At 70.7% G+C, this 26,153-nt stretch carries 19 protein-coding genes; 8 read left to right on the forward strand and 11 right to left on the reverse strand.

The genetic code is table 11. The features are described 5' to 3' along the window. Window position 1 precedes the first annotated feature (1 nt). The 3 genes from OG588_RS44210 to OG588_RS44220 are packed head-to-tail and all read left to right on the forward strand — an operon-like array spanning window position 2 to window position 4,029. Entirely contained in the window at window positions 2–595 is a 594-nt protein-coding gene (locus OG588_RS44210; RefSeq protein WP_266865035.1) for a DJ-1/PfpI family protein, read from the forward strand. 27 nt (window positions 596–622) lie between these two features. Further along, complete coding sequence (locus tag OG588_RS44215; RefSeq protein ID WP_405952187.1) at window positions 623–2,611, forward strand: alpha-1,4-glucan--maltose-1-phosphate maltosyltransferase; 1,989 nt, start codon at window positions 623–625, stop codon at window positions 2,609–2,611. Then, the gene (locus OG588_RS44220; RefSeq protein WP_405952188.1) at window positions 2,608–4,029 is read left to right on the forward strand and encodes a maltokinase N-terminal cap-like domain-containing protein; all 1,422 of its coding nucleotides are present in this window, start codon (window positions 2,608–2,610) and stop codon (window positions 4,027–4,029) included. Before OG588_RS44215 ends, OG588_RS44220 begins: the two co-directional genes overlap by 4 nt. A gap of 397 nt (window positions 4,030–4,426) precedes the next feature. Here the strand turns inward: OG588_RS44220 and OG588_RS44225 are convergent, their stop codons facing one another. Beyond that, window positions 4,427–5,782: a helix-turn-helix domain-containing protein gene (locus OG588_RS44225; protein ID WP_405952189.1), complete on the reverse strand. Its 1,356-nt coding sequence runs from the start codon at window positions 5,780–5,782 to the stop codon at window positions 4,427–4,429. A 277-nt stretch (window positions 5,783–6,059) separates the two neighbouring features. On the opposite strand from OG588_RS44225, the gene OG588_RS44230 reads away from it, so the two are divergent. After that, entirely contained in the window at window positions 6,060–6,212 is a 153-nt protein-coding gene (locus OG588_RS44230; protein WP_158697264.1) for a hypothetical protein, read from the forward strand. Between the two features lie 34 nt (window positions 6,213–6,246). On the opposite strand, the gene OG588_RS44235 is transcribed toward OG588_RS44230, so the two are convergent. From OG588_RS44235 to OG588_RS44245, 3 genes are read right to left on the reverse strand one after another with little or no spacing between them, the layout of a single operon-like run. Further along, entirely contained in the window at window positions 6,247–8,544 is a 2,298-nt protein-coding gene (locus OG588_RS44235; RefSeq protein WP_405952190.1) for a dipeptide ABC transporter ATP-binding protein, read from the reverse strand. Beyond that, window positions 8,541–9,407, reverse strand: coding sequence for an ABC transporter permease (locus OG588_RS44240; protein ID WP_405952191.1), 867 nt, complete (start codon window positions 9,405–9,407; stop codon window positions 8,541–8,543). Before OG588_RS44240 ends, OG588_RS44235 begins: the two co-directional genes overlap by 4 nt. Before the next feature lie 35 nt (window positions 9,408–9,442). Next, entirely contained in the window at window positions 9,443–10,426 is a 984-nt protein-coding gene (locus OG588_RS44245; RefSeq protein WP_405952192.1) for an ABC transporter permease, read from the reverse strand. A 112-nt stretch (window positions 10,427–10,538) separates the two neighbouring features. Between OG588_RS44245 and OG588_RS44250 the strand changes: the two genes are divergently transcribed. Next, window positions 10,539–12,221: an ABC transporter family substrate-binding protein gene (locus tag OG588_RS44250; protein ID WP_405952193.1), complete on the forward strand. Its 1,683-nt coding sequence runs from the start codon at window positions 10,539–10,541 to the stop codon at window positions 12,219–12,221. Window positions 12,222–12,276: 55 nt separating this feature from the next. Here OG588_RS44250 and OG588_RS44255 read toward each other — a convergent pair whose 3' ends face one another. The 6 genes from OG588_RS44255 to OG588_RS44280 form a co-directional block, all read right to left on the reverse strand. Continuing rightward, window positions 12,277–13,494 (reverse strand): IS701 family transposase, encoded by a 1,218-nt coding sequence (locus OG588_RS44255; protein WP_405952194.1) that lies wholly within the window; start codon window positions 13,492–13,494, stop codon window positions 12,277–12,279. Continuing rightward, complete coding sequence (locus OG588_RS44260; RefSeq protein WP_405952195.1) at window positions 13,487–15,646, reverse strand: AGE family epimerase/isomerase; 2,160 nt, start codon at window positions 15,644–15,646, stop codon at window positions 13,487–13,489. Before OG588_RS44260 ends, OG588_RS44255 begins: the two co-directional genes overlap by 8 nt. Window position 15,647: 1 nt before the next feature. After that, entirely contained in the window at window positions 15,648–17,786 is a 2,139-nt protein-coding gene (gene glgX / locus OG588_RS44265; RefSeq protein WP_405952196.1) for a glycogen debranching protein GlgX, read from the reverse strand. Window positions 17,787–17,847: 61 nt separating this feature from the next. Further along, window positions 17,848–18,558 (reverse strand): NAD(P)H-binding protein, encoded by a 711-nt coding sequence (locus OG588_RS44270; protein WP_405952197.1) that lies wholly within the window; start codon window positions 18,556–18,558, stop codon window positions 17,848–17,850. Between the two features lie 60 nt (window positions 18,559–18,618). Further along, window positions 18,619–19,953, reverse strand: a complete 1,335-nt coding sequence (locus OG588_RS44275; protein ID WP_405952198.1) for a sugar phosphate nucleotidyltransferase — start codon at window positions 19,951–19,953, stop codon at window positions 18,619–18,621. A gap of 173 nt (window positions 19,954–20,126) precedes the next feature. Continuing rightward, the gene (locus OG588_RS44280; protein WP_398847884.1) at window positions 20,127–21,059 is read right to left on the reverse strand and encodes a YbhN family protein; all 933 of its coding nucleotides are present in this window, start codon (window positions 21,057–21,059) and stop codon (window positions 20,127–20,129) included. Between the two features lie 138 nt (window positions 21,060–21,197). Between OG588_RS44280 and OG588_RS44285 the strand changes: the two genes are divergently transcribed. After that, window positions 21,198–23,087, forward strand: a complete 1,890-nt coding sequence (locus OG588_RS44285) for an ABC transporter ATP-binding protein (RefSeq protein WP_405953367.1) — start codon at window positions 21,198–21,200, stop codon at window positions 23,085–23,087. Window positions 23,088–23,109: 22 nt separating this feature from the next. Here the strand turns inward: OG588_RS44285 and OG588_RS44290 are convergent, their stop codons facing one another. Then, a complete protein-coding gene (locus OG588_RS44290; RefSeq protein WP_405952199.1) occupies window positions 23,110–24,561 on the reverse strand; it encodes a purine-cytosine permease family protein in 1,452 nt (483 codons plus the stop codon). A gap of 175 nt (window positions 24,562–24,736) precedes the next feature. Between OG588_RS44290 and OG588_RS44295 the strand changes: the two genes are divergently transcribed. Next, window positions 24,737–25,132: a GNAT family N-acetyltransferase gene (locus OG588_RS44295; RefSeq protein ID WP_405953368.1), complete on the forward strand. Its 396-nt coding sequence runs from the start codon at window positions 24,737–24,739 to the stop codon at window positions 25,130–25,132. 62 nt (window positions 25,133–25,194) lie between these two features. Then, window positions 25,195–25,842, forward strand: coding sequence for an aspartate/glutamate racemase family protein (locus OG588_RS44300; protein ID WP_405952200.1), 648 nt, complete (start codon window positions 25,195–25,197; stop codon window positions 25,840–25,842). The last annotated feature ends 311 nt before the right edge of the window (window positions 25,843–26,153 follow it).

Below are 26,153 nucleotides of genomic sequence, written 5' to 3' on the forward strand. Positions count from 1 at the left end.
CGTGCGACTCTCCGGTCACAAGATCGCTGTCCTGATGGAGAGCGACTTCTACGAGCCCGAGATCCTCTACTACCGCTACCGCTTCCCCGAGGAGGGAGCCGAGGTCCACTTCCTGTCCCGGCTGTGGGGCAACGAGCAGATGACCTTCCAGGGCCATGAGCACCGCATGCCCTTCGAGGTCACCGAGTCCTTCGAGGACCTCGACGAGTTCGCGCTGAAGGAGTACTCGGCGGTGATCGTCCCCTCCGGGATGGTCGCCGACCGGCTGCGCTTCACCGAGGACCCCCAACTGCTGCCGCCCGCCAGCCAGTTCCTGCGCCGCGCGTTCGCCGACCCGGCGATCCTCAAGGGCATCATCTGCCACGGCATGTGGCTCGCCGCGCCGGTGCAGGGCCTGATGCAGGGCAGGCGCGCGGTGGTGCACAACAACCTGCTGGGCGATCTGCGGAACATGGGCGGTGAGTACGTCGACCAGGACGTCGTCATCCACGACGACCTGGTCACCGGCCGCACCGGCAACCACTGCCACCTCTTCGCACGGACCATCATCGACCTGCTCGCAGCCCGGACGCCGGCCCCGACCGGGCTGCGCTGACGGGATCCGAGCGGGGAGGAGTCGACCATGACACCGGTGACCGGGCGCATCCCCGTCCTCGACGTCCAACCACGTGTGCGGAACGGGGAGTTGCCCGCCAAGGCCGTGACGGGGGAACACCTCGACATCACGGCCGTCGTCTTCCGCGAGGGCCACGGCGCCGTCGCCGCGGACGTCGTCCTGCACGACCCCGCGGGGCGGCCCGCCCACCGGGTCCCGATGGTCCTCGTCGACGAGGACGCCGACCGCTGGCAGGCGACCGTGGTCCCCGACACGGAGGGTCTTTGGACCTTCCGCGTCGAGGCCTGGGCCGACCCGTTGGAGAGCTGGCGGCACGACGCCACGCTGAAGACAGAGGCGGACGTCGACACCGAACTCACCCTCGCCGAGGGCGCGTTGCTGCACCAACGGGCGGCGCTCGGTATCACCTCATCGGACCGCCGGGAGGCGGTCTCCGCGGCCGTGGCCGCGCTCCGCGACACCCTGGGCTCCCCTCCGGCCCGGCTGTCCGCCGTCACCACCCCCCGGGTGACGGCCGCCCTGGGGCGCTACGCGCTGCGTGACCTCGTCACCGCCTCCCGGCCCCTGCCCCTGCGAGTGGAGCGGCGACGCGCCCTCGTCGGCTCCTGGTACGAGCTGTTCCCGCGCTCGGAGGGAGCGGTGGTCCAGGCGGGCGGCCGCCCGGTCGGCGGCACACTGCGGAGTGCCGCCGAGCGGCTGCCCGCCGTCGCCGCGATGGGCTTTGACGTCGTCTACCTCCCACCCGTCCACCCGATCGGCACCACCCACCGCAAGGGCGCGAACAACACCCTCCACGCGGGCCCCGACGACGTCGGCTCGCCCTGGGCCATCGGCTCCCGGCACGGCGGTCACGACGCGATCCACCCCGACCTCGGCACCGAGGACGACTTCCGCTACTTCGTCTCCACAGCAAGGGAGTTGGGCCTCGAAGTCGCCCTGGACCTCGCCCTCCAGTGCTCCCCGGACCACCCCTGGCTCACCGAGCACCCCGAGTGGTTCCACCACCGCGCCGACGGCTCCATCGCCTACGCCGAGAACCCGCCCAAGACGTACGAGGACATCCACCAACTCGACTTCGACGGAGACCCCGAGGGCCTGTACGCCGAGGCACTGCGGATCGTGCGGCACTGGATGGACCTGGGCGTGCGGATCTTCCGGGTGGACAACCCGCACACCAAACCGGTGCAGTTCTGGGAGTGGTTGATCGCCGAGGTCAACGCCACCGACCCCGATGTGCTGTTCCTGGCCGAGGCGTTCACCCGGCGCGCGATGGTGCACGCGCTGGCGCAGGCCGGTTTCCAGCAGTCGTACACCTACTTCACCTGGAAGAACACCAAGGAGGAGCTGACCGCCTACCTGCCCGAACTCGCTCAGGACAGCGCGGACTTCCTGCGCCCCAACCTGTTCGTGAACACCCCCGACATCCTGCACGCCTACCTCCAGCACGGCGGCAGACCCGCCTTCGAGGTCCGCGCCGTGCTCGCCGCGACCGCCGCCCCGAGCTGGGGCGTCTACGCCGGCTACGAGCTGTGCGAGAACACCCCGCCGGCGGAGGGCACCGAGGACTACCTCGCCTCGGAGAAGTACCAACTCAGGCCCCGGGACTGGGTACTTGCGGAGGCCGAGGGCCGCACCATCACCCCGCTGATCACCCTGCTCAACCGGCTCCGCCGACTGCACCCGGCCCTCCAGGAGTTGCGCAACCTGCGCCTCCAGAGCACGGACAACGACCAGATCCTCGCCTACACCAAACACGTCGAACTGCCGGACGGCGAGACCGACTTGGTGCTCGTGATCGTCAACCTCGACCCGCACCACGCCCACGAGGCCACCGTCACCTGCGACCCGGCCGTCCTCGGCCTGCCCGCCGACGGCACGCTCAAGCTGCGCGACGAACTCACCGGTGAGACCTACGCCTGGGGCGAGTCCACCTACGTACGCCTCGATCCGGCCCACCAGGTCGCGCACGTGCTCACACCCGCGGAGGGATCATGAGCGACGGCATCCTCGAACCCCTGCTCCCGGCCCTCGGACCCTGGCTGGAAGGGCGCCGCTGGTTCGACTCCCGCTTCACCGGAGCCCGCCTGGAAACCCGCGCGGCCTCCGTCCTCGGCGACGAACCGCCCCTGCTGCTGCACGCCGTGGTCGCGGCCCACCGCCCCGACGGCCAGGTCCTGCACTACCAACTCCTCCTCGGCCTACGGCCCGAGCTCCCCGCCCGCCTCGAACCCGCCGCGATCACCACCGTCCCCACCGGCCCCTGGCAGGGCTGGCGGGTCTACGACGCGCTCGCCGACGGCGCCCTCCTCGGACTGCTGCTGCGCACACTGGCGGGCGGCGGCGCGGGTCCCGGCCCCCGCCTCGAACGCACCGGCCGTTATCCGCTCCCCGTCGGCCTCGTGCCCCACCCCCTCGACGGCGAGATGAGCAATACGGCGGTGGCGTACGGCGGCCAGATCCTCCTCAAGATCTTCCGCCGCCCCGAACCCGGCCCGCACACCGAGGTCGAGGCCCTGCACGCCCTCACTCGGGAACACTGCGCCCGCACCCCCCGCCTCTACGGCGCCCTGCACAGCGACGCCCCCGGCGCGGAGGGCCTGGTGCTCGGCCTTGTCGAGGAGTTCCTGCCCGACGCCCGGGACGGCTGGGAGGAGGCGGTACGGCACGCGAGTGACTGCATGGACGACGCGCGCCGCGGCGTACCGACGAGCGGCGGATTCACCCCGCACGCCCGCAGCCTGGGCCGGGCCGTCGCCGAGGTGCACGGCGCGCTGGACAAGGCGTTCGGCCGCAACCGGCTCACCGCGCAGGACGTGGCCGAGGAGGCGGCGGGTATGAACATGCGGCTCAAGGAGGCCGCTGAGGAGGTCCCGGCGCTGGCCCGCTACACCACCCGGATCGGCGCACTCTTCGACGACTACGCCCGGGTCGCCGGGCGCGGCAACCCCGTCTTCGCCCAGCGCACCCACGGCGACCTGCACCTGGGCCAGGCGCTGCGCGCGGCCGACGGCTGGCGCATCGTCGACTTCGAGGGCGAACCGGCCCGTACCGCCGCCGAACGCGCCCTGCCGCAGCCGGTGTTGCGGGATGTCGCCGGCATGCTGCGCTCCTTCGACTACGCGGCCCGCACCGGCCTCGCCACCCTGGAGTCCGCCGATCCCGAGGGCGGCTCGCCCGCGCGGCGGCTGCGCCGGCGACGGCGGGCGTCCGCGTGGGCGGTGCGCAACCGGCGCGCGTTCATCGAGGGTTACGCGGCGGCCGGGCGGGAGGACCCGAACTGCCGACCCGTGGTGCTGCGCGCCTTCGAGGCGGACAAGGCCGTATACGAGGCGGTGTACGAGTCCCGGCTCCGCCCCGACCGGCTGCCGATCCCGCTCGCGGCCGTGCACCGCTTGGCGAACACCTCCCGCTGACCGTGTGCCGAATTCCCCGTCACCCACCGGGAATTGAACACGCGGGCCGAAGAGGGGAATTCCGTCGGAGCGCTCGGCGAGAATTCCGGCGGCGGAAAGGGAACGGAATTCGGGTGGCCCCCGGGTGACGACCGGTTCCGTCGTCGGCACCCGTCGAACGGAGACATGACGAACCCCCCGGCCCGGACACCCGTCCAGGCGGGGGGTTCGCAGGGCTCGGATCCAGCCGGAAACGGAACCGGACCGCCTGTCCCAGCGGGCCGTTCGACGTCGAATGGTCCATGCCTTTACCAGGCACGACGGCCAATGGTCCATGCCATTACGCGATGCCGCCCGCGAGCCGAACTCCACCTGGCCGGTGGGGAACTCGGGCGGATTCGGGAATACGGCCGGGAGCTCAGGAACGGTGGTGCTCGGTGAAGATCTGGCTGGGGTCGCGGTGCGGTGCCATGCCGGCCGCGGACAGGGCCCGGTCGTACGCCTTGAGGGCCTCCGCCGTGTTGCCCTGCCGCTTCCACAGGTCGCCCAGGTAACGCCAGTTGAGGGCCACCTGGTGGGAGGGCCGGAACTGGCGCAACTGCCGGGTGGCGGCCTGGAGATACTGCGCGGCCTGGTCGAAGTTGCCGCGCATCAGCTGGATCTCCGCGAGCGTGCCCCGGGCACCGACCGCCTGGATGCGGGACTCGGTGCCGGTCAGGCCGAGAGCGCGCTCGGCGTGTGCCGCGGCCTCGTCCCACTGCCCGAGCATCGCGTCCGCGTCGGCGAGACCGATCTCGCACTGGGCGAGCTCCGGCGCGTTGCCCACCTCGGCCAGGAGCTGCTGCGCCTCCTCCAACAGCTGCTTGCCGCGCGCCGGTTCGGGCTCGTCGACCTGGAGGAGCAGTGAGCCGTAGTTCATCTTGAGCATCGCGAGGTGGCGCAGGTTGTCGTCCTCGGACATGAGCGCGAGCGCCCGCTCCACCAGCGCCATGGCCTCGTTCAGCTGGCCCCGGGAGCGGGCCACCAGCCCCGCGTTCCAGTACACGGCGCCCCGCGCGGCCCGCGCGCCCTGCTTCTCGGCGGCGTCGAGCAGCTTGCCGCCCATCAGCTGGGCCCGGGTCAGGTCACCGCGCATGTGGTACGACGCCATGAGCGTGGCGCCGAGCTGGACGTGGTCGACCGTCACGTCCAGGCCGAGGGCGTCCAGCCGGGACATGGCGCGCTCGCCGATCTCGATGCTGAGTGTGATGTCGCCGGCGTCGCGGTAGCAGCGGCACAGGGCGACCGCCGTCTGGCACCACTCGGTGGATCCCGGGGCCAGGTCCGGGTCGCGGTAGAGCTCCTCCAGGACCGCGATGGCGGCCTCGGTGCGGTCGAGCTTCTCCAGCGCGGAGGCCTGGCCCATGCGGGCGCGCCGGGTCATGGAGACATCCAGGAGGCTGGGCCTGGTCAGCAGTTCGCTGAGGGTTTGCAGTGCCTCGCCGTTGCTGCCGTTGCGCAAAGCCATCTCGCCGAAGGCCAGCCGCAGCCGTGCCTCTTCCAGCTCGTGGTCGTCCCGGCCGCTGCGCAGGTACTCCGCGGAGCAGCCGAGGCGTTCCGCGAGCGCGGTCAGTACGGATTCCGAGGGGGCGCGCTTGCCGGATTCGATCAAGGAGATGTAGCTCGCCGATATCTCGCTGGACGCCAGATCCTGCTGCTTGAGGCCACGTTTGCCGCGCAGCAGCCGGATGCGCTCGCCCAGCCCTGTCGTCGTCGTGTTTTCGAGGGGGTCCATGTGGGCTCCTTGGAGGTGGCTATGACCACCGGGATGACAGATCAACGTTACCAGTAAGTCACCGACGATCCAATGGAGTTGGCATGATCGATTCGCTGGCGCGAAGTGGTCTGGGCTGGCATTTTTTGAATTGACACCAATTCAGATTTCATATGGGTAAGGGCGTTCCGCTTTTCGAGATCGTCTTTTGCTAGATTAATACTTGACTGATTGAGTAAGTTCTTGTTGACTCAGCTTGTCAACGCGTCATCCGTAAATGCTCGGAGAGGAGATTTTCATGAGCATCAAAGTATTCACGCTCATAGCAATCGTCGTCTTCGTCGGTGGGCTTGTGACGAGCGGACTCTGGTTGAACGGATCGGGTGCCACCACCCATCCCCTGCGCGAAGGCATCGCACAGTCCAGCGGTGCGAGCGGTGCCTGCTGCTGAGGCGACGCCCGTACGGACGAACGGCACTTCAGGCTCAGTGGACCGGTGGACGGTCCGGCGGCTGGTTCCACGGCCGGCCGGACGTCCCCCGGTCCGTCCGTATGTGCTGCCAGGGCATTCCGCCGTGCGGGAAGTGGCAGGCCACGGTGTGCGTGCCGGCGACGGTGACCTGAGTGGCCCGCGGAATCTCGGTCTCACACCGCGTACGCCGCCCCGGCGCGAGCAGCGCGGCGACCGGGCAACGGGCCAGGAACCGGCACCCCGCCGTGACCGGCACCCCGGACGGGGGCTCGCCCGGCAGCACGATCCGATGCCGGGCGCGCTCGGCGACCGGGTCCGGCAGCGGGACGGCCGACAGGAGGGCCCGCGCGTACGGGTGCCGGGGCGCGTCGAACACCTCGTCCACGGGCCCCGTCTCCACGGTCCGCCCCGCGTACATCACCGACACCCGGTCGGCGATCTGCCGCACCACGGCGAGATCGTGCGACACCAGCAGATAGGCCGGCCCCAACTCCCGCTTGAGCCGCAGCAACAGATCCAGAATCTGCGCCTGCACGGACACGTCCAACGCGGACACGGGTTCGTCGAGCAGCAGCAACGCGGGCTCGACGGCCAGCGCCCGCGCGATCGCGACCCGCTGCCGCTGCCCCCCGGAGAACTGATGCGGATACCGCTCCGCGTCCCCCGCCTCCAGCCCCACCTGCCCGAGCAACCGCGGCACCCGCGCCGCTACGACGTCCCGTGGCACCCGCCGCGCGTACAGCGGCTCGGCAACGATGTCACCGACGGGCATCCGCGGATCGAGACTCGACATGGGATCCTGCGGCACGATCTGCACGGCCCCGCGCAGCAACCGCGCGGTACGCCGCGTCAGCCGCGCGACATCCTGCCCGAGGATCTCCACGGCGCCCGCCTCGGGAGCGGTGAGCGACAGGATCTCCATGAGCGCGGTGGACTTCCCGGCGCCGGACTCACCGACGAGCGCGAGAGTCTCACCGCGGCGGACTTCCAGGTCGACCTCTTCCACGGCGACGACTGCACGCTCGCGACGGCGACGGCCGCTGGGCGGGATGTAGGACTTGGCCAAACCGGTGACCCGTAGGACGAGTTCGGGTGCGGGGGAGGGCGAGGTGGGAGGAGCGGGCGAGGCCGACGGGGGAAGGGAGGGAGTGGCGCGCGGGGGACCAGGGACGGCTGGAGCGGGGCGTGCCCATGACCCCGGGGTTCCGTGGCGAGGTGTGGGCGGTGCGATGAGGCCCCCCGACAGTTTCTCGCTCGGCACGTGCCCCTTCGCTTCCCCTCCCACCTCCCCGCCCGGCGGAAACAGTTCCACCGCCGTCCGCTGCGACACCAACCGAACCCGCCGGCAAGCCGCCTCGTGGGCGGCGAAACCCGCGAGGCCGGCCCTCGACGGGCTGTCCACGCCCAGGAGTTGGATGTCCGACGTGACGCAGTCCGGCTCGACGAGGGGGCAACGCGGAGCGAAGGCGCAGCCCGGGCCCGCGGTGCCCGGAGCGGGAGCCGTGCCCGGGATCGGGGTGAGGGGAGAGTGGGCGTCGGGGCGGGGAACCGAGCCGACCAGGCCGAGGGTGTACGGCATGCGAGGGCGGGTCAGGACCGCCTCGACCGGGCCCGTCTCCACGATGCGGCCCGCGTACAGGACGGCCACCCGGTCCGCCGTGCGCGCGACCACCCCCAGGTCGTGGGTGACCAGGAGCAGGGCCGCGCCGGTCTCCCTCCGCACGTCGGCCAGGGCCTCCAACACCTGGGCCTGGACGGTGACATCGAGCGCGCTGGTGGGCTCGTCCGCGATCAGGACATCGGGGTTGTTGGCCATCGCCATCGCGATCATCGCGCGTTGGCGCATCCCGCCGGACAACTGGTGGGGGTACGCGCGCGCCGCCCACCCCGGCCTCGGCACCCCGACGAAGTCCAGCAGCTCCACCGCCCGGCGCTGCGCCGACTTGCGCCGTGGGCGCGGCTGTTGGTGGATGCGCAGCGCCTCCGCGATCTGGTCGCCGACCCGCAGCACCGGGGTGAACGCGTGCAGCGGGTCCTGGAAGACCATCGCGATGCGGCGACCGCGGATCCGCGCCAACTCCCTTACCGGGAGACCGAGTAGCTCCTCGCCCAGCAGGCGTACCGAACCGCCCACCCGGGCACCCGCCGGTGCGAGTCCCATCAGGGCCAGCACCGTGAGTGTCTTGCCGGTGCCCGACTCGCCCACCAGGCCCAGGACTTCACCGCGTCGGAGGGTGAGGTCGACACCGCGCACCACGGGCGAGGTGCCGAGCGTGACGGTCAGATCGCGGACCTCCAGGACGGCGTTCACCGGGACGTCCCCGACAGGGCGGTGCGACTCGGCGTGGTCGAGTCCGCCGTCGTCGGATCCAGCGCGTCCCGCAGGGCGCCGCCGACCACGTTGACCGCCAGCACGAACGCGATCAACAAGCCCGTGGGGAAGAAGAACATCCACGGATACACCAGCGCCACGTCCGTCGCGTCCGCGATCAGCGTGCCGAGGGAGACGTCCGGCGGCTGGACGCCCAGCCCGAAGTACGAAAGACCGGTCTCGCTGATCACCGCCCCGCCCACTGCGATCGTCGCGTCCGTGATGAGGAACGACGCGGTGTGCGGCAGCACATGCCGCCAGATGATCCGCGGCGGGGAAACACCCATCAGCCTTGCCACCACCACGAACTGACGCTCTTTCAGGGACAACGTCATGCCGCGCACCGCCCGCGCCGTGACCATCCAGCCCAGCAGCGCCAGCAACCCGACCAGCGCGATCCAGCCCCACTCCCGCAGCTTCGGCGCGACCACCACCAGCACGAGGAGACTCGGGAGGACGAGCATCAGGTCCACGACGAACATCAGCACCCGGTCCGTCCAGCCGCCGAAGTAGCCCGCACAGGCACCCACCACCGCCGCCAGCACGGTCGAGAACAGGGCCACCAGCAACCCGATCAGCAGCGACTTCTGCAGCCCCCGCACCACCTGCGCGAACACGTCCTGCCCGATCCGGTTCGTGCCCATCCAGTGCCGCACGTCCGGCGGTTGCCGCAGCGCCGTGTAGTCGACGTCCGTATGCGTCCACGGGCTGACGAACGGCCCCACGAAGGCCAGCGCGAACAGCGCCAGCAGGACCGCGAGCCCGCACACCGCCCCAGGCCGCCGCACCATCCGTCGCAGCACCGCACGCCCCCGTCCTCCCCGACCGCCGACGCCCGTCACGGCTGCCGTACCCGGGGATCGAGGAGCGCGTGCACGACATCGGCCAGCAGCCCTGCGAGCAGGACGACGGCCGCGGCGAACAGGTCGATCGCCACCACCGAGTTGACGTCGCCCTTCTGCACCGAGTCCACGAGCCAACTGCCCATCCCGGGCCAGCCGAAGATCTCCTCGGTGAACACCGCCCCGGTGAACAGGGTCAGCACCCCGAAAGAGAAGAACACCGACACCGGGACGAGCGAGATCCGCAGCCCGTGCCGCAGCAGCGCCCGCCCCGGGGTGAGCCCCTTGGCCTGCGCGGTGCGCAGATGGTCGGCGCCCAGCACGTCGAGGGTCGCGGCCCGCTGGTAGCGGCTGTACGCGGCGATCGCCGGGAGCGCCACACAGATCGCCGGGAGGAGCAAGTGGGCGGCCGTGTCGCGGAGTTGGACGGGCCAGCCACCCTGAAGTCCCGGTGTGTGCTCGCCCGTGTAGAGGACGACCGTGCTGCCGGCGGCCCGGTTGACCGCCAGCGCCCCGGTCTTCAGCAGTAGCGCCAGCACGAACGTGGGCACGCACAGCACCGCGAACGAGAACACCGTCAGCGCCCGGTCGCCCAGCCGACCACGCCGTACCGCCGCCCACACCCCGGCCAGCACCCCGACCGCCGTACCGGCCACCGTGCCCACAAGGAGCAGCCGCACCGAGACTCCGACCCGGCGCCCGAACTCGGCGTCCACGGACTCGCCGTCGATGGTCCGGCCCAGGTCGCCGTGGACCGCCCGGTCCGCCCAGTGCGCGAAGCGTTCCGGCAGCGGGGCGCGGTCGTCCATGCCCAGCCGGGCCAGCTCGGCGTCGACGACCCGGCTGGGCGGAGGCGGCTGCCGGCCCTCGAAGTAGGCGCGCGGATCGAGCGCCGTCGAGGCGAGCGCGTAAGTGAGGACGACGGAGGAGAGGAAGAGGATCGTGCAGTGGACCAGGCGCCTGAGGATCAGGGAGAGCATGGAACTCGTTCCGCTTCATGTGGGTGACACATCGTGATGTTAAGCTCCGGCTCCGCAATTCGCGGGACAGTTCGGGCAGTTGACGGTTCGTCCGCACTGGGAGGGCCGTTAGGTGCAGCGATTACGGGTCTGGTCGGCCTGGGCGGTGGCCTGCGTACTCACTCTCCTCGTGGCCGCCTGCTCCGGTTCCCCGGACCCCGACCGGGACCCGGCGCTGCCGACGTACGGCACCTCCGACATCAACTCCCAACCCACCGGCGCCCTTCGCGCGGGCGGGACGCTGACCCTGCCGATCGCGCAGATGGTCACGCAGTTCAACTTCGACCACGTCGACGGCGCGTTGGACGACGTGTGGACCGTCGACAGCATGACCGAGCCCCGGCTCTTCACGCGTGACGTCAAGGGCGTCCCGCACGCCGTCCCCGAGTACCTTCTCTCCGCGTCCGTCACCGGCACCTCGCCCCAGGTCGTCACCTACCGGCTCAACCCGAAGGCCCGCTGGTCCGACGGAACGGCCCTGGGCCGGCGGGACTTCGCCGCCCAGTGGCACGCGCTCGACGGTTCCGACCCGCGCTACCTGGTCGCCGACACCAGCGGCTACGATCGCATCGCGAGCGTCCGCCAGGGCGCCGGCCCGCACGAGGTCCGCGTCACCTTCAAGCAGCCGTACGCCGACTGGCGCAGGCTGTTCACCCCGCTCTTCCCGGCCGCCGGCTATGACACCCCGCAGCGCTTCAACTCCGGCTGGCAGGGCCAACTGCCCATCACGGCAGGCCCGTTCAAGCTGGAAGCGGTCGACAAGACGGCGCAGACGCTCGCCTTCGTGCCCGACCCCCGGTGGTGGGGCACCCGGCCCCGGCTCGACCGGATCGTCTTCCGCGTCCTCGACGCCGACGCCGCCCTCCAGGCCTTCCTGAACGGCGAGGTCGACGCGGTCAACGCGGCCACCAGCGAGGCCTACGCCCAGTTGGAGAAGGCGCGCGACAGCGACCTCCGTATCGGCTCCGCGTGGGACGAGGTGCACATCACCCTCAACGGCGCGGGCGGCCCGCTCACCGACCGCGCCGTGCGCAACGCGGTCCAACAGGCCGTCGACCGAACGGCGTTGGCCGACGTCGCCGCCGAGGGCCTCCCGGTGAAGGTGCCGCTGCTCGGCAACCACTTCTTCATGACCAACCAGCCCGGATACACCGACAACTCCCGCCCGTACGGGAGCTACGACCCCGAGGCCGCCGAACGCGCCCTGGACGCCGCGGGCTGGAAGAGCCCCGGCGACGGCAGGACACGTGTCAAGGACGGCCACAGCCTCACCCTCCGCTTCGTGCTCAGCGAGGGCACCAACCGGCTCGGCGAGGACCTCGCCCAGCTCGTCCAGCACATGCTCGCCCAGGTCGGCGTCCAGGTCGTCATCCAGCAGGTGCCCGCCTCCGCGTACGCGCCGCAGTACCTGGAGAAGGGCAACTTCGACCTCGCCATCTTCCGCTTCACCGGCCTGACTTACCCCAGTTCCGCCTACGCCGTCTACCGCCGCCCCCAGAAGGGGCAGGCCTTCCAGAACTACGGTGGGGTCGGCTCGGCCGAGGTGGACAAGCTCCTCGCCCAGGCCGTCGGCACCCTCGACGAACGGGCCGCCGAGCAGCTCTACGACCGGGCGGACGCCGAGATCTGGAAGCTCGGCCACGACATCGAGCTGTATCAGCGGCCTCAAATCCTCGCCGTGCGCCAGGGGTTGGCGAACTACGGGGTGCCGGGACTCGGCGACATCGACTTCAGCCGGGTCGGCTGGCAGAAGTGAGCGTGCGAAGGCCCCGTACGGACGGATCCGTACGGGGCCCACGCGGCGGGGGTGTTCAGGCACGCGTCCGGGTCAGCGCTCTCTCGTCGGCCTGCTGGCGCACCATGTCGTAGCCGAACGCGGCCGAGGCCAGCGTCACATGATGGTGCCAGCCGCGGAAGGACCGGCCCTCGAAGTCGCCGAGCCCGAACTCCTCGTGCATCCGGCCCAGCGCCTGATCGGCGAACCTGCGCAGCTGCGCCAGCGGCACGATCTCCGCGAGGCGGCGGGCCGGGAGGTTCGTCAGCCAGTAGGCGCGCGGCCGGGGGCGGCCGTAGGGCCAGTCCGCGAGGAGCAGTCGCGGTCGGGGGACCGCGCCGGCGGCCGGGTCCGTGCGGAGCAGGACCGGGCCCGTCACGAACTCCGAGTGCCGCATGCGTTCGGTCACCGGGTCGTGCCAGGTGACCGAGGTGCGCTCACCGTGCCGGGCCGTGTGCCCGGCGAGTTCGGCGAGCGTGCCACGCATCCCGGGGGTGGTGGCCTGCCGCCTGGGCAGCAGCACCGGGGTGTGCGGCGCGGCCTGCACGAGATAGCCGAGGCCCCGCGCCTCAAGGCCGCGCAGCAGCGGGTCGGGGTCGCTCTCGCAGCGCCAGTCGGCCAGTACCGGCAGCGGTTCCAGGGACCACTCGTCGAGCATCTCGTCGAGTGCCTCCAGGACGTAGCTCCAGCGTGGGCGGCAGCGTTCCTGGACCGGTACATGGGCCTGGCCGCGCAGCCGTTCGTCGCGGTCCCAGCGGGCCGGCAGCATCAGCCGCCAGTTCACCGGGACCCCGCCGGCCTGCCCCACCAGCGAGGCGGCCAGGGCCAGTTGGCAGTTCACCGTCCGCTCCTGCGAGGCCGCGTACTGGCGGGCCACGCCCACCGACCGGTCGCCGTTCTTGGCGAAGACGACCTCGTCGATGGACCAGGCCTCGGCGCGCGAGGCCCGCACCACCTGCCGGGCGAGCCGCCCCCGCACGGGAGCGGACGCCCACGGACTCTGGTTCACGAACTGCTGGATCTGCTGCACGGCCCGCCGGCCGAGCACCTGCTCGGAGATCCGGGCGGGCGTCTTGCGCCCGGGCACGTCCAGCAGCCCGCGCACATACACCTCGCCCCAGCGCCGCTGGTCGGCACGGGTGAAGTCGCCGAACAGATCACGGCAGTAGGCGGGGAGGCCGGCGGAGGCGCCCGGCGGTGCCCCCGGGGCGCGCATCGGGGGTAATGGGAGGGTGAAGGTCGCGAGTTCAGTCATGGTTGCACTCGTCACCCCCAGCCAGCAGGAAGGCGTCCGTCGCGAGCAACGCGTCCGCCACGTCCGGCAGCGCACAGCCCACGATGACGAAGTCGACGTCCAGGCCCGCCTTGGTGCGCTGGAACAGCAGCTCGTTGATGGCGGGCCGGCACATGCCCCCGACCTCGCACAGGTGGAACTCCACGCGGCGCGGGGTCGCGGCCATGACCTCGGCCAATATCCGCCGGAACTTGCCCAGTTCGGCCGCGTCGATCACCCCGTGGCAGACGACGTGCGCGGTGCCGCCGTCGAACGTGGTACGCATCCGCAGCCGCATTGCGGCCGGCTCCAACTCGACGCGGACCCGGACGGGTTCGTCGCCGCGCGGCAGCCGGACGGTGAGGGCCTTGCCGTCGAAGTCCTGGTACGGCTGGTCGTCGACCCACACCCGGGTCAGCTCCACCGTGCCGGCCGGCAGCAGATCGGGCGCCACCCGCAGCACCCGGTCCGGGAGGTCCTCCGGGCGGGGCTTGAAGTGCAGGGTGATCGGGTCGTTGCTGAGCAGCAGCCCGGTGTAGGTGGCCGCGAGGTAGCACAGCTCCAGGGCGTGGTAGCCGGCCATGGCGTGGCTGCCCTTGAGTCGCTCGGTGCCCAGCAGGTACGGGATGCCGCTGGCGAGGACGTTGAAGTAGACGCCGCCGTCCTGGTAGTCGAGGAAGAAGGCGTTGTAGAACGCCGCCGCCTCGCGCCCCAGCCGCAGTTGCTCCGGGTCGCCGGTGGTACCGGCCAGGATCAGATAGGCGAGGATCGCCTGCTCCTGCTGCCACCAGGCCTTGCGGTCGTGCCACACCATGCGGTGGATGCCGCTGTCCGGGTCGGGCTGCCGCTCGACCACGTCCAGCCAGCCGCCGCGCAGCCCGTCGCTGCCCACCGCCGGCATGATCTCGGCGATGCGCTCGGCGGTCGTCGCGTACTCGGGCTTGTCGAACAGGGCCTTGATGCGGGTCAGGTTCCAGGCGATCTTCAGGTTGTGGCCGACGACCGCCCGGTCCTGCTGCCAGCCCCAGGTCCGGTCCGGACTCCAGTCCGCGTGGAACCGCTCCTGCACGAACAGGCTGTTCGGCTCGTCGGGGAAGCGCTCCACGATGGTGTCCGCGGTCTCCTCCAGGAGCGCCGCGAAGTCCGAACGGCCCGTCGCCAGATAGGCGTTGATCAGATACGCCGGGGCGTGGTCGCCGACCGAGTTCCAGTTCTTGCGGGCCCGGTTGCGGCCGAGCGAGTCGGCGTTCGGGTCCAGGGTGATCGGGTCGATGTGCGAGAAGAACCCGCCGCGCACGGGGTCGCGGAAGTACTTCTGGAACAGGGCGGACGTCCGGTCGATGTCCTCCAGGATCCGCGGGTCGCCGGTGATGCGGAACGCCTGGGTGGGGCCGGCGAGCGCGTAGATCTGCTCGTACATCGGGATCGCGTCGAAGTCGTCGCCGAACTCCGAGGCGAAGACCGGGCGATGACCCGACGGGGTGATGTCGATGCCGTGGTACCAGTAGGTGATGCCGTCGGCCACGTCGTCCACCCGCATGTGCTCGCGCAGGTAGAGGGTGCCGGCCTCGGCCGCCTCCAGGAAGCGGTCCTTGCCGGTCAGCAGGTACGCCGTGGAGAGGCCGTAGATGAGCCGGGAGATGGTGTCCGTCTCCTGGCGCACGTCCCCGCCGGCGAAGTCCGGCAGATGGGTGCCGCTGAGCGTGATGTGGGTGCGGAAGTTGCGCCAGTCGTACACCCCGTCGGGGAACTGGCCGCGCAGATAGAAGTCGGCGATGGCGGTGGCCTGTTGGACCCACCAGTTCGGGTGCTCGAAGACGTACTGGCCGCGCGTCTCCTCCGGGAAGGTGATCTCCTTCGCGTCGAAGCGGGAGCCGCCCTCCCACTCGTAGAGGATGCCGTAGGCGAAGACGAACCGGCCCTCGGCCAGCATGTCGGCGGTGTCGGCGGTGGTGTCGCGGTAGTCGTCGCCGAGGTTGCGGACGATGCGCGAGACGGCGTTGGACGCCAGGTGGACCGTGAACTCCCGTTCGTCGGAGGTGCGCAGGCCGAAGCGGCGGCCGGTCGGGCTGTAGTACGTGACGTAGCCCGCGAGGGTGTCGGATTGGATGCGGCGTTGGGCAGGGGTAGTCATCTCAGATGCCCTTCTCGTCGGGCAGGGCCGCCAGCAGGACGACGCTGCGGCCCTGGGCGTGGTGGGTCGGACTGTCGACCAGCTCCTCTTTTCCGGGCGGCAGGACGTCGTCGGGGCCGGGGCGGGCCGTGTCGAGCACGCGGTGCCAGCGGTGACCGGGGATCTCGGGCAGCTCGAAGTCGAGGCCCAGGTGGTACATGTTGAGGATCAGATGCAGGTCGGGGTCACCGTCGAAGCCGCCGTAAGTGCAGGCCAGCACCCGGGCGTTGGGGTCGTCCCAGCCGGGTTGGTGGAGCCGGGTGCCGTGCCAGGTGATGTCGGGCTGGGAGCGGGAGTTGAGGCGTTCGGAGAAGAACTGCGGTTCGCGCAGGGCGCGGTAGCGCTTGCGGAGCTGGATGACGCGTTGGGTGAAGCCGGTGGTCTCCTGCTCCTTCCTGGCCTGGTTCCAGTCGAGCCAGGAGACCGGACTGTCCTGGCAGTAGCCGTTGTTGTTGCCGCCCTGGCTGTTGCGGAACTCGTCGCCGGCCAGCAGCATCGGCACCCCGCGGCTGAGCATCAGCAGGGACAGCAGGTTCTTGATCTGCCGCACCCGCAGGCACTCGACGTCGACGTCGTCGGTGGGGCCCTCGACACCGCAGTTCCAGCTGTAGTTCTCGTCGGCGCCGTCGGCGTTGGCCTCGCCGTTGGAGTGGTTGTGCTTGGAGTTGTAGCTGACCAGGTCGTTCAGGGTGAAGCCGTCGTGGCAGGTGATGAAGTTGATGCTGTTGGTGGGGAGTTCGTCCTGGGCCGCGAACAGGTCGGCCGAGCCGCCGAGCCGTGAGGCGACCTCGCCGACCATCCCCGCGTCACCGCGTACGAACCGCCGTACGTCGTCCCTGAATGGACCGTTCCACTGCGCCCAGCGCTTCCCCGGGAACCGGCCGACCTGATAGAGGCCGCCGCCGTCCCACGGCTCCGCGATGATCTTCGTCTCGGCCAGCACCTGGGACAGCTCGATCGCCCACAGGGCCGGCGGCACCGCCATCTCGTAGCCGAGCGGGCCGCGGGAGAGTTCGGAGGCGAGGTCGAAGCGGAAGCCGTCGATGTGGTGCTCGGTCACCCAGTACTCGAGGCTCTCCACGATGAACTTGGTGACCATCGGATGGTTGGCGTTGACCGCGTTGCCGCACCCGGTGAAGTCCATGTAGTGCGAGCGGTCCTGAGGCCACAGGTGGTAGTAGGCCTCGTTGGCCGCGCCCCGGAAACTGATCGTCGGCCCGAACTCGTTGCCCTCACTGGTGTGGTTGAAGACCACGTCGAGGATGACCTCGATGCCCGCCTGGTGGAACGCCTTCACCATGTCGCGGAACTCGGTGATGTGCGTGGCGAGATGGGGGCTGGAGCAGTAGCCGGTGTGCGGGGCGAAGAAGCCGTAGGGATCGTAGCCCCAGTAGTTGCGGCGCGGGGTGCCGTCGGGTCCCGTGCGCAGGACCTGGGTCTCGTCGAAGTCGAAGACCGGCAGCAACTCCACGGCGGTGACGCCGAGTTCGCGCAGGTGCGGGATCTTGTCGATGACGGCGGAGAAGGTACCGGGACGCTCGGTGTCCGAGGTCGGCGACGCGGTCAGACCGCGCACGTGCATCTCGTAGACGACGGTCTCCGCCATCGGGGTGCGCAGCGGGGTGTCGCCCTCCCAGTCGTAGTCGTCGAGGTCGACCACCAGACTGCGCATGCAGCTCTCGACGTTGTCGCCGGGGCCGATCGCGTGGGTCCGCTCCCAGCGGCCGTTGATGTTGGCGCGCGCGTACGGGTCGATCAGCACCTTGCGGTGGTCGAAGCGGGTGCCCAACTCGCCGCTGTCGCGCGGTCCGTCGATGCGGAACGCGTAGACCTGGCCCGCGCCGATCCCGCTGACGTGGCAGTGCCAGAAGTGGAAGCTGCGGTGCCGGTCGGGCAGCAGCGTGATGGTGCGGTACGGCTGCGGACTGTCGCAGTGCTCGAAGAGCAACAGGTCGACCCGCGTGGCGTGTTCGGAGAAGAGCGAGAAGTTGACACCGTCGGCGTCGACGGTGGGGCCCAGCGGCTGTGGCCGCCCGGGGGTGACGTCGGAGGGACGGCCGCCGGGGGAGGAGCCGGTGGCCCGGTCGGGGCGTAAGGTCATCTGTTCTGTCATGGCATCGGTCGCAGAGTCCGTCGGGGTGTCGTACACATCGGTGGCCACCTCAGGTGAGTGCGGCCCGGGCCGCGGTCGGGGCGTCGGCGCGGAGGCCGGCGAAGAGCTCCTGCCAGGGCACGGGAGTGGCGCCCGGCCCCGTCTCGCTGCGCATCTCGAAGGTCACACCGCGGGCTTCGGGCGAGTACAGCGCCTGCACACAGGCGTCGGCGACCAGCGGGCGGGCCACCCGGCCGTCGCCCAAGTCGCCCTGTTCCAGGTGTAGATGACCGTGACCGAGGTCGTCGGTCAGCCAGCCCGGGCGGATGACGGTGTACGGCAGCCCGGAGGAGCGGACCGCGTTCTCGCCGGCGAGGCGCCAGTCCAGCATCCGGCCGTAGGCGTTCATGGGGTGGTCGCGGCGGGTCACATGGCGCTGGCTGACCAGCACGACGTGCGGGGCCGCGGCGGTGGAGCGCAGGGCGTCGAGGACATGGCGGACCCCGGTGTGCAGGGTGGTCTCCGGGCTGTCGGGACCGGCGTCGTCGGTGCCCGGCTCCACGATGTAGACGACCGCCGAGCAGCCGTACAGCGGGGTGCGGACGGAGTCGGGGGAGCGCACGTCGGCCGCGAAGAACTGGGCCTGCGGCGGGGTGTGACGGCGGGCGCGCTGGGTGCTGCGGCCGATGACGCGGACGCTCTCGCTCCGGGCGAGCAGTTGACGGGCGACGAGCCGGCCTGTGCGGCCGGTTCCTCCTATGACGGCGATCGGGCTGTCCATCGAGGTCTCCACGGGGGCTGCGGAAGAGCCGGAAAGGGCGGGGGAGTTGGCGGGGCGCGCTCAGATCCAGTGCAGGATGTCGTCGGAGCTGGTCAGATGGGTGCCGGTGGGCAGCCCGGTGACGGCGGGCACCCGCAGCCGCGGATAGACGCTCACCCCGGACAGCCGGGTGCCGGGCCGCAGGTCGGCGGCCTCGCCGATCGCGGAGTGGACGAGCCGGACCGGGTTGTCCCGCTCGGAGTGCACCCGCGCCATCGGCCCGACGTACGAGTCGGTGATGCGGGCGTACGGCCCGACGACGGCGCTGTCGCCGATCGCCGTCCGGCTGAGCCGGGCGCCCTCGTCCACGTCGACGCCGTCGCCGATGTCGCTGAACCGCAGCTTCACGCCGGGCCCGATCTCGGCGTTGCGCCCGATGCGCACGGCGGGGCCGATCACGACACTGCCCTCGGAGATCTTCTGGGCCAGGGTGGTACCGGTGACGCTGTCCTTGGTGCGCAGGCTGGACTCGTGGATCCAGTACGGCGGGTCGGTGCTCGTCGGTTCGCCCATGGCCTTGCGCATCCAGGCGTAGCGGCCGCCGAGTACGTCGCCGAGGGTGGCCAGGTAGTCGGCGATGCTGCCGAGGTCACCGAGCCGGTCGATCGGCGCGGCGGCGACCGGCAGTCCGCGTCCGACCAGCCAGGGCAGCAGGTCGCCGCCCCAGTCGAGGCGTTGCTGGGCGAGCCGGATCATCTCGGGGTTGCGCGCGGCCAGCCGCAGCCGGCCGCAGTCGACCAGGTACATCCCGGCGTTGGTCGGCAGGGTGCGGACGGACGAAGGCAACGATGTCTCGGGGAAGATCCGGTGGACGCGGTCGAGGCTGGGTTTCTCCACGAACCCCGAGACCAGTCCGTCCGGGGAGGTCTGCATCACGCCGTACTTGCCGGCGATCTCCTCGGGGGTACGGCCGACCGAGGCGACGGTCACGACGGCGTCGGCGGCGTCGTGCGCGTCCTTCAGTCTGCGCAGGTCGAACTCGAAGACGGAGTCCACCGGCAGCACCAGGGCACGGCCGGTCAGGTCCCACTGTTCGAGGTTGTGCAGGGTGGCGGCGCCCGAGCCGACGTTGTACCGGTCCAAGCGGGCACGGGAGTAGTGGATCTCCACGCCGAACCGTTCGCCGTGGCCGAGCACGAGCTTGATCTGGCTGTGATTCTCGGCGCCCTGGGCGATCACGTAGAAGCGGCGGATGCCCTGGTCGCGGCAGGACTCGACGAGCCATTCGACGACCGAGCGGCCGACGAACGGGATGAGGGCCTTGCTGCGGATGTAGTCGGCCGAGGCGAGGGTGAGCGGCTTGGCGCGTTCGCCCCGGCCTCCCGCCAGGATGATTCCTAACGTCTCGTCCCCCATGACAGTCCTGCCTCCTCGGCTGACAAATCAACGCTCTTCAGTCAACTCGCGCTGTCATGTGGAGTCAAGTAAAAAGTAAAACAAAGGAGTTGGGGTGAACGCGAAGAAGCCCCGGCCGGTGTCCCGACCAGGGCTGATCCTGCTTTACAGGAATGTTCGAGCGGACCCGAGAATCAGATGACTCTCAGTCGGACCAGCGCGCCGAGTGTCAACGCGCCCGGAATGATGGGGATCCAGACGGTGATGATCCGGTACGCCAGCACCACCGCCGTGGCCACCGCGACCGGCCCGCCCGCCGCCACCAGCGCCACGATCAACGCGGCCTCCACCGAGCCGATCCCGCCCGGCGTCGGTACCAGCGCGACCGCGACCGTCGCCGCCAGATAGGCGAGCGCCATCTGCGCGGGCGGCACCGGCAGATTCAACGCCTGCCCCACCGCCACGAGTCCGGCCGCCTGGAGCGCGGGGAACGCCAGCGAACCGCCCCACAGCGCGAGCGCCCGGGCCGGACGCGTGTGCACGGAACGGGCCTCGCTGAACGCCGTACGGAGGAACGACAGGATCGCCGTTCGCAGCCGCCGTACCAGAACGAGGGCCAGGACCGCCGCGCCCAGTACGGCGCCGATGATGACGAGCAGCGGGCCAAGTGCCCCTGCCGGAAGGAGAGTTCCCAGGCGCAGGGCGTCCGGGAAGGCGATCAGCAGACCGGTGAGGAGGGTCAGCCGGGCTATCGACTCCGCGAGGAGGTACAGGGCCAGCGCCGCCGATGAACGGGCCAGCGGCAGCCCGCACACCGTCAGGAAGCGCAGGTTGACCGCGCCCGCGCCAAGTCCCGTGGGCAGCAGGTGGTTTGCCGCGCCCGCCGCGAACTGCGTGGCCAACAGCCGCCGCGCGGGCAGCCGTTCGACCACGGCACCCTGCCGGGTGAACGCGGCGGCGACCCAGGTCAGACAGGTGGCACCGGCCGCCGCCACCAGCCAGGGCCACTCCGCCGCACGCAGCTGGCCGAAGCCCTCGACGAGAACGGACCGGTGCTGGACGGCGACGACGGTGACCAGGAGCAGCGGGAGCAGGCACAGGATCTGCCGGACGCGGACGTGTCTCACATCCCTGGAGGGTTTCCGCGCCACGACAACTGCGGGTTGCGGCCGCGGGGACAGCTCCTTACGCGCGTCGTTACACGAGGCTGCGGCGAACACGTTGACCTCAACGCCGCTTGAGGTCCTACGGTCTCTCCCATGAGCATGGAGAGCACGGCCTGGACCCAATTGCACAGTGTCATGACCGCAGAACAGGAACGCCGCCCCTTCGCCCGCGCCACGCTGCGCCGCATCGCGGAGTTCGCGCGGCCGCACCGCCGCCCGATCGCGCGGTTCGTCCTGCTCGGGGTGGTGACCGCGCTGCTCGCCGTCGCGACCCCCGTACTTGCCGGGCACGTCGTCGACGCGATCGTGTCGGGCGGCGACGACGGGACCGTCGTACGCCTGGCCCTGCTGATCGCCCTGATCGCGGTCGCCGAGGCGGCCCTCGGGATTCTTGGTCGGCGGCTTTCCGCGGCGCTCGGGGAGGGGCTCATCCTCGATCTGCGGACGGCTGTGTTCGATCATGTGCAGCGCATGCCTGTCGCGTTCTTCACACGTACCCGTACGGGCGCGCTCGTCTCCCGACTCAACAACGACGTCATCGGAGCCCAACGGGCGTTCAGCAACACCCTGTCCGGAGTGGTCAGCAACTTCGTGACGTTGCTGCTCACGCTGGCCGTGATGCTCACCCTGTCCTGGCAGATCACCCTGCTCGCGCTCGTGCTGCTGCCGGTGTTCGTGATCCCGGCCCGCCGGATGGGCAGCCGGATGGCCGGGATGCAGCGCGAGGCGGCCACGCTCAACGCCGCGATGAGCACCCGCATGACCGAACGCTTCTCCGCGCCCGGCGCGACCCTGGTCAAACTCTTCGGCCGCCCCGACGAGGAGTCCGTGGAGTTCGCGGAGCGAGCGAGCCGGGTCCGCGACATCGGCGTCCGCACGGCCACCGCCCAATCCGTCTTCATCACTTCCCTGACCCTGGTCTCCGCCCTGGCCCTCGCCCTCGTCTACGGCCTCGGCGGCTGGTTCGCCCTGCACGGCACCCTGGAGCCGGGCGCCGTCGTGTCCCTCGCCCTGCTCCTGACCCGCCTCTACGCCCCGCTCACCGCCCTCGCCGGGGCCCGCGTCGAGGTGATGAGCGCCCTCGTCAGCTTCGAGCGCGTCTTCGAGGTGCTGGATCTGAAACCGCTGATCGAGGACAAACCCGACGCCCGCGAGGTCCCCGAGGGCCCGGTCGCGGTCGAGTTCGACGAGGTCCGCTTCGCCTACCCGTCCGCCGACAAGGTCTCCCTCGCCTCACTGGAGGAGGTCGCCTCCCTCGACACCCGCGGCGGCGCCGAGGTCCTGCACAGCATCTCCTTCCGCGCCGAACCCGGCCAGACCATCGCCCTCGTCGGCTCCTCCGGCGCCGGAAAGTCGACGATCGCCCAACTCCTGCCCCGCCTCTACGACGTCGACGAAGGCGCCGTACGCGTCGCAGGCGTCGACGTCCGCGACCTCACCGCCGCCTCCCTGCGGGCCACCCTCGGCATGGTCACCCAGGACGGCCACCTCTTCCACGACTCGGTCCGCGCCAACCTCCTGCTGGCCCAACCCGCCGCCACCGAGGCCGAGTTGTGGGACGCGCTGCGCCGCTCCCGCCTCGACGATCTCGTACGGTCGCTGCCCGACGGCCTGGACACGGTCGTCGGCGAACGCGGCTACCGCCTCTCCGGAGGTGAGCGTCAACGCCTCACCATCGCCCGGCTGTTGCTGGCCGGCCAGCGGGTCGTCATCCTCGACGAGGCCACCGCGCACCTGGACAACACCTCGGAAGCGGCCGTCCAGGAGGCCCTCACCGAGGCGTTGCAGGGCCGCACGGCCGTGGTGATCGCCCACCGGCTGTCCACCGTGCGCTCCGCCGACCAGATCCTCGTCGTCGAGGCGGGCCACATCGTGGAACGCGGCACGCATGACCAACTCCTCGCCACCGACGGGCGATACGCCGAGCTGTACCGCACCCAGTTCGAGAAGCAGCCGGAGATTGGACCGGTCCAGGAAGCGGTGGTGTGACGGCGGAGCGGTGTAACGGGTGTCAGGGCTCGCGGTGCTCGTGCGCCGCCTGCTCCAACCCCTCGGCCTCCGCCTCGGCCACCCGGATCTCGGCCGCCACGTCGATCGAGCGGCTCAGCCACCAGTACAGCAACCCGGCGACCGGCAGCCCGACGAACAGGGAGAGGTCGGCGCCGTCCATGGCGTGCGCGATCGGGCCGACGTAGAGCGTGCCGACGGAGAAGAACGGCACCATGACGCCGAAGCCCACCAGGTAGGAGATGATCCCGTGCCAGCCCCAACGGCCGTACATGCCGTGGGGGTTGAAGATCTCGGCGATCGCGTAGTGGCCGCGGCGCACCACGTAGTAGTCCATCAGGTTGACCGCGGTCCACGGGATGAACAGATAGAGCACCAGCAGCAGGAAGTTGTTGAAGTTGGTGAGGAAGTCGGCGGTCGCGGCCATCGCGCCGACCAGGGAGAGCGCGGCGGTCAGCCCGATCGTCAACGCCCTTACGGACACGGTCGGTTGGACCTTCTTGAACGAGTCGATCGCGCTGATCAGGGTCAGCGAACCGCCGTACATGTTCAGCGCGGTCACCGAGACCAGGCCCAGGGTGGCGAAGAGCAGCACGATCGCGCCGAAGCCGCTGAAGACCTTGTCGCCCGCCGCGTTGATCGAGCGGATCGTGTCGAAGTCCTTGCCCGCCCAGGCGGCGAGCAGCGCGCCGAGCGTCATCAGCCAGACCCCGCCGAGCGCCGAGCCGAAGTAGGTCCAGTAGAAGGTCTTGCGGACGGTCACGTCCGGTGGGAGGTAGCGCGAGTAGTCCGAGACGTAGATCGCCCAGCTGATCTGGTAGCCCGCGACCACGCCGAACTGCGCGAGGAACGGCGTCCAGGAGAAGCCGCCGAGGTCGAAGGAGCCGGCCGGGTAGTGCAGGGTCGCCAGCACCCCCACGGTGAAGATCCCGAAGACGACCAGGAAGGTGTACGTCAGGAACTGCTCTGCCTTGTGGATGACGTCGTAGCCGACGAGTGCGATCACGAAGCCGACCACGGTGACCACGGCCACCCACATCTTGGTGCCGCCGTGCACCGTGGTGTGCAGGGCCTCACCGGCGAGGATCGTGTTGAAGACGTTGAAGCCCGCGTACTGCACATACGCGAACAGCCACACCAACAGGGCGCCCACGTAACCGAATTGGGGCCGCGACTGGATCATCTGCGGCAGCCCCAGCTGCGGACCCTGGGCCGAGTGGAACGCCATGAAGAAGGTGCCGAGCAGGGTGCCCGCGACGATCGCGATGAGCGACCAGATGAGGTTGCCGCCCTCGGTGATGCTGATCAGGCCGACGGCGAGGGTGGCGATCTGCGCGTTCGACATGAACCACAGGGGCCCCAGGTGCCACAGCTTGCCGTGGCGCTCGTTCAGGGGCACATAGTCGATGGAACGTATCTCCAGCCCGGACACCCGGGGCTCTGATGTGGTGGTCACGGCGTCTCCAGGGTGCTGATCCGGCCTGTGTGGCCACATTCATCCCCCGCACGGGAACCGGCAACCGCAACCGAAACTGTGAACCACGGTCTTTACCTGGTCCTTACGAGAAGCGCGTCCGGCCGCCTGCCCGGTACATCCCGGAGACCTGGTGATCACCATCCGTTACGCTCGGGTGTGGACTCCGCCGACCTCACGGCCTGACCATCGCACCTGGAGGAAGCCCATGAGCGAGATCGAGATCCGCGACGACCGGGCGGCGGGCCGCCTGGAGGCGATCGCCGGCGGTGAAGTCGTGGGCCACATCGAGTACTTCGTCCTCGAATCCCCCGCGCGCGCCCTCGTCCCGGTCCACACGCTCGTGGAACCGGCGCATGAAGGAAAGGGCATCGCGGGTTCCCTGGCCCGCGAGCTGTACGGCATCGCGGCCCGCGAGGGCATCGTCGTCGCCCCGCTGTGCCCGTACGTCGTCAAGTGGGCGGAACGGCATCCTGACGAGGCACCGGCCGCGGACCCGGAGTTGCTGCGGGCGGCGATGGAGTGGCTCAGGGCGCATCCGGGTCGGTTCTAGAACCGACGCCCGTCTCCCGGTGAATGCCGTCTCTGTGAGCGCCTGAAGAAAGGCAAGCCCGCGTGCTCGCCCTCCTGCACACCTCTCCCGCTCACGTCCCGGTCTTCGACGCCCTGCGCGACGAGGACCATCAGGGCCTGGAACTACGGCACTTCGTCGACGAGGACCTGTTGGCACGGGCCCGCCGCGAGGGGCCGGAAGCGGTGGCCGGGGCGGTACGCGAGGTGCTGGACGCGGCCGTCGCCGAAGGGGCTCGGGCGGTGCTGTGCACCTGCTCGACCATCGGCGGGGTCGCGGAGACGGCCGGTGCGCGGGTCGGCGTGCCGGTGCTGCGCGGTGACCGCCCGATGGCGGCGGCCGCGGTGGCCGCCGGTCCGCGTGTCGTCGTGGCCGCGACGCTGGAGAGCACCCTGGGGCCGACCGTGGCGCTGGTCGAGGAGGAGGGGCGGCGTTTCGGCCACCCTGGGGGACTTCTCGAAGTCCGCACACTGCTCGTCGAGGACGCCTGGACCCGCTTCGAGACCGGCGACACCGAGGGCTGCGCCCGGCTGGTCGCGGACGCCGTGGACGCGGTCACCGGCGCCGACACGATCGTCCTCGCGCAGGGCTCCATGGCACCGGCCCAGCACCTGACGACCACGGCGATCCCGGTGCTGTCGAGTCCCCGGCCGGGGCTGGCCGCCGGTGCCCGGGCGGCGCGGGTCGGTTGAGCCCGGCCGGGTGAGTGGCGGCGCGGGTGACGAGCGGCGCGGGCGGTGCAGTGCCCGTGGCCTCCGCCTGCTCCCGGTGCTGTGGAGCTCTGACTCGGCCGGCCGCCGGTGCCCGGGCCGCGCGGGTCGGTTGAGCCCGGCCGGGTGAGTGGCGGCGCGGGTGACGAGTGGCGCGGGCGGTGCAGTGCCCGTGGCCTCCGCCCGCTCCCGGTGCTGTGGAGCTCTGACTCGGTCTGCCGCCGGTGCGCGGGCGGCGCGCGTCGGTTGAGCCCGGCCGGGTGAGTGTCCGCGCCGGTCACGGGTACGCGGGG

It is taken from the genome of Streptomyces prunicolor, assembly GCF_045162825.1.
In the GTDB taxonomy this organism is placed as follows: Bacteria; Actinomycetota; Actinomycetes; order Streptomycetales; family Streptomycetaceae; genus Streptomyces; species Streptomyces prunicolor.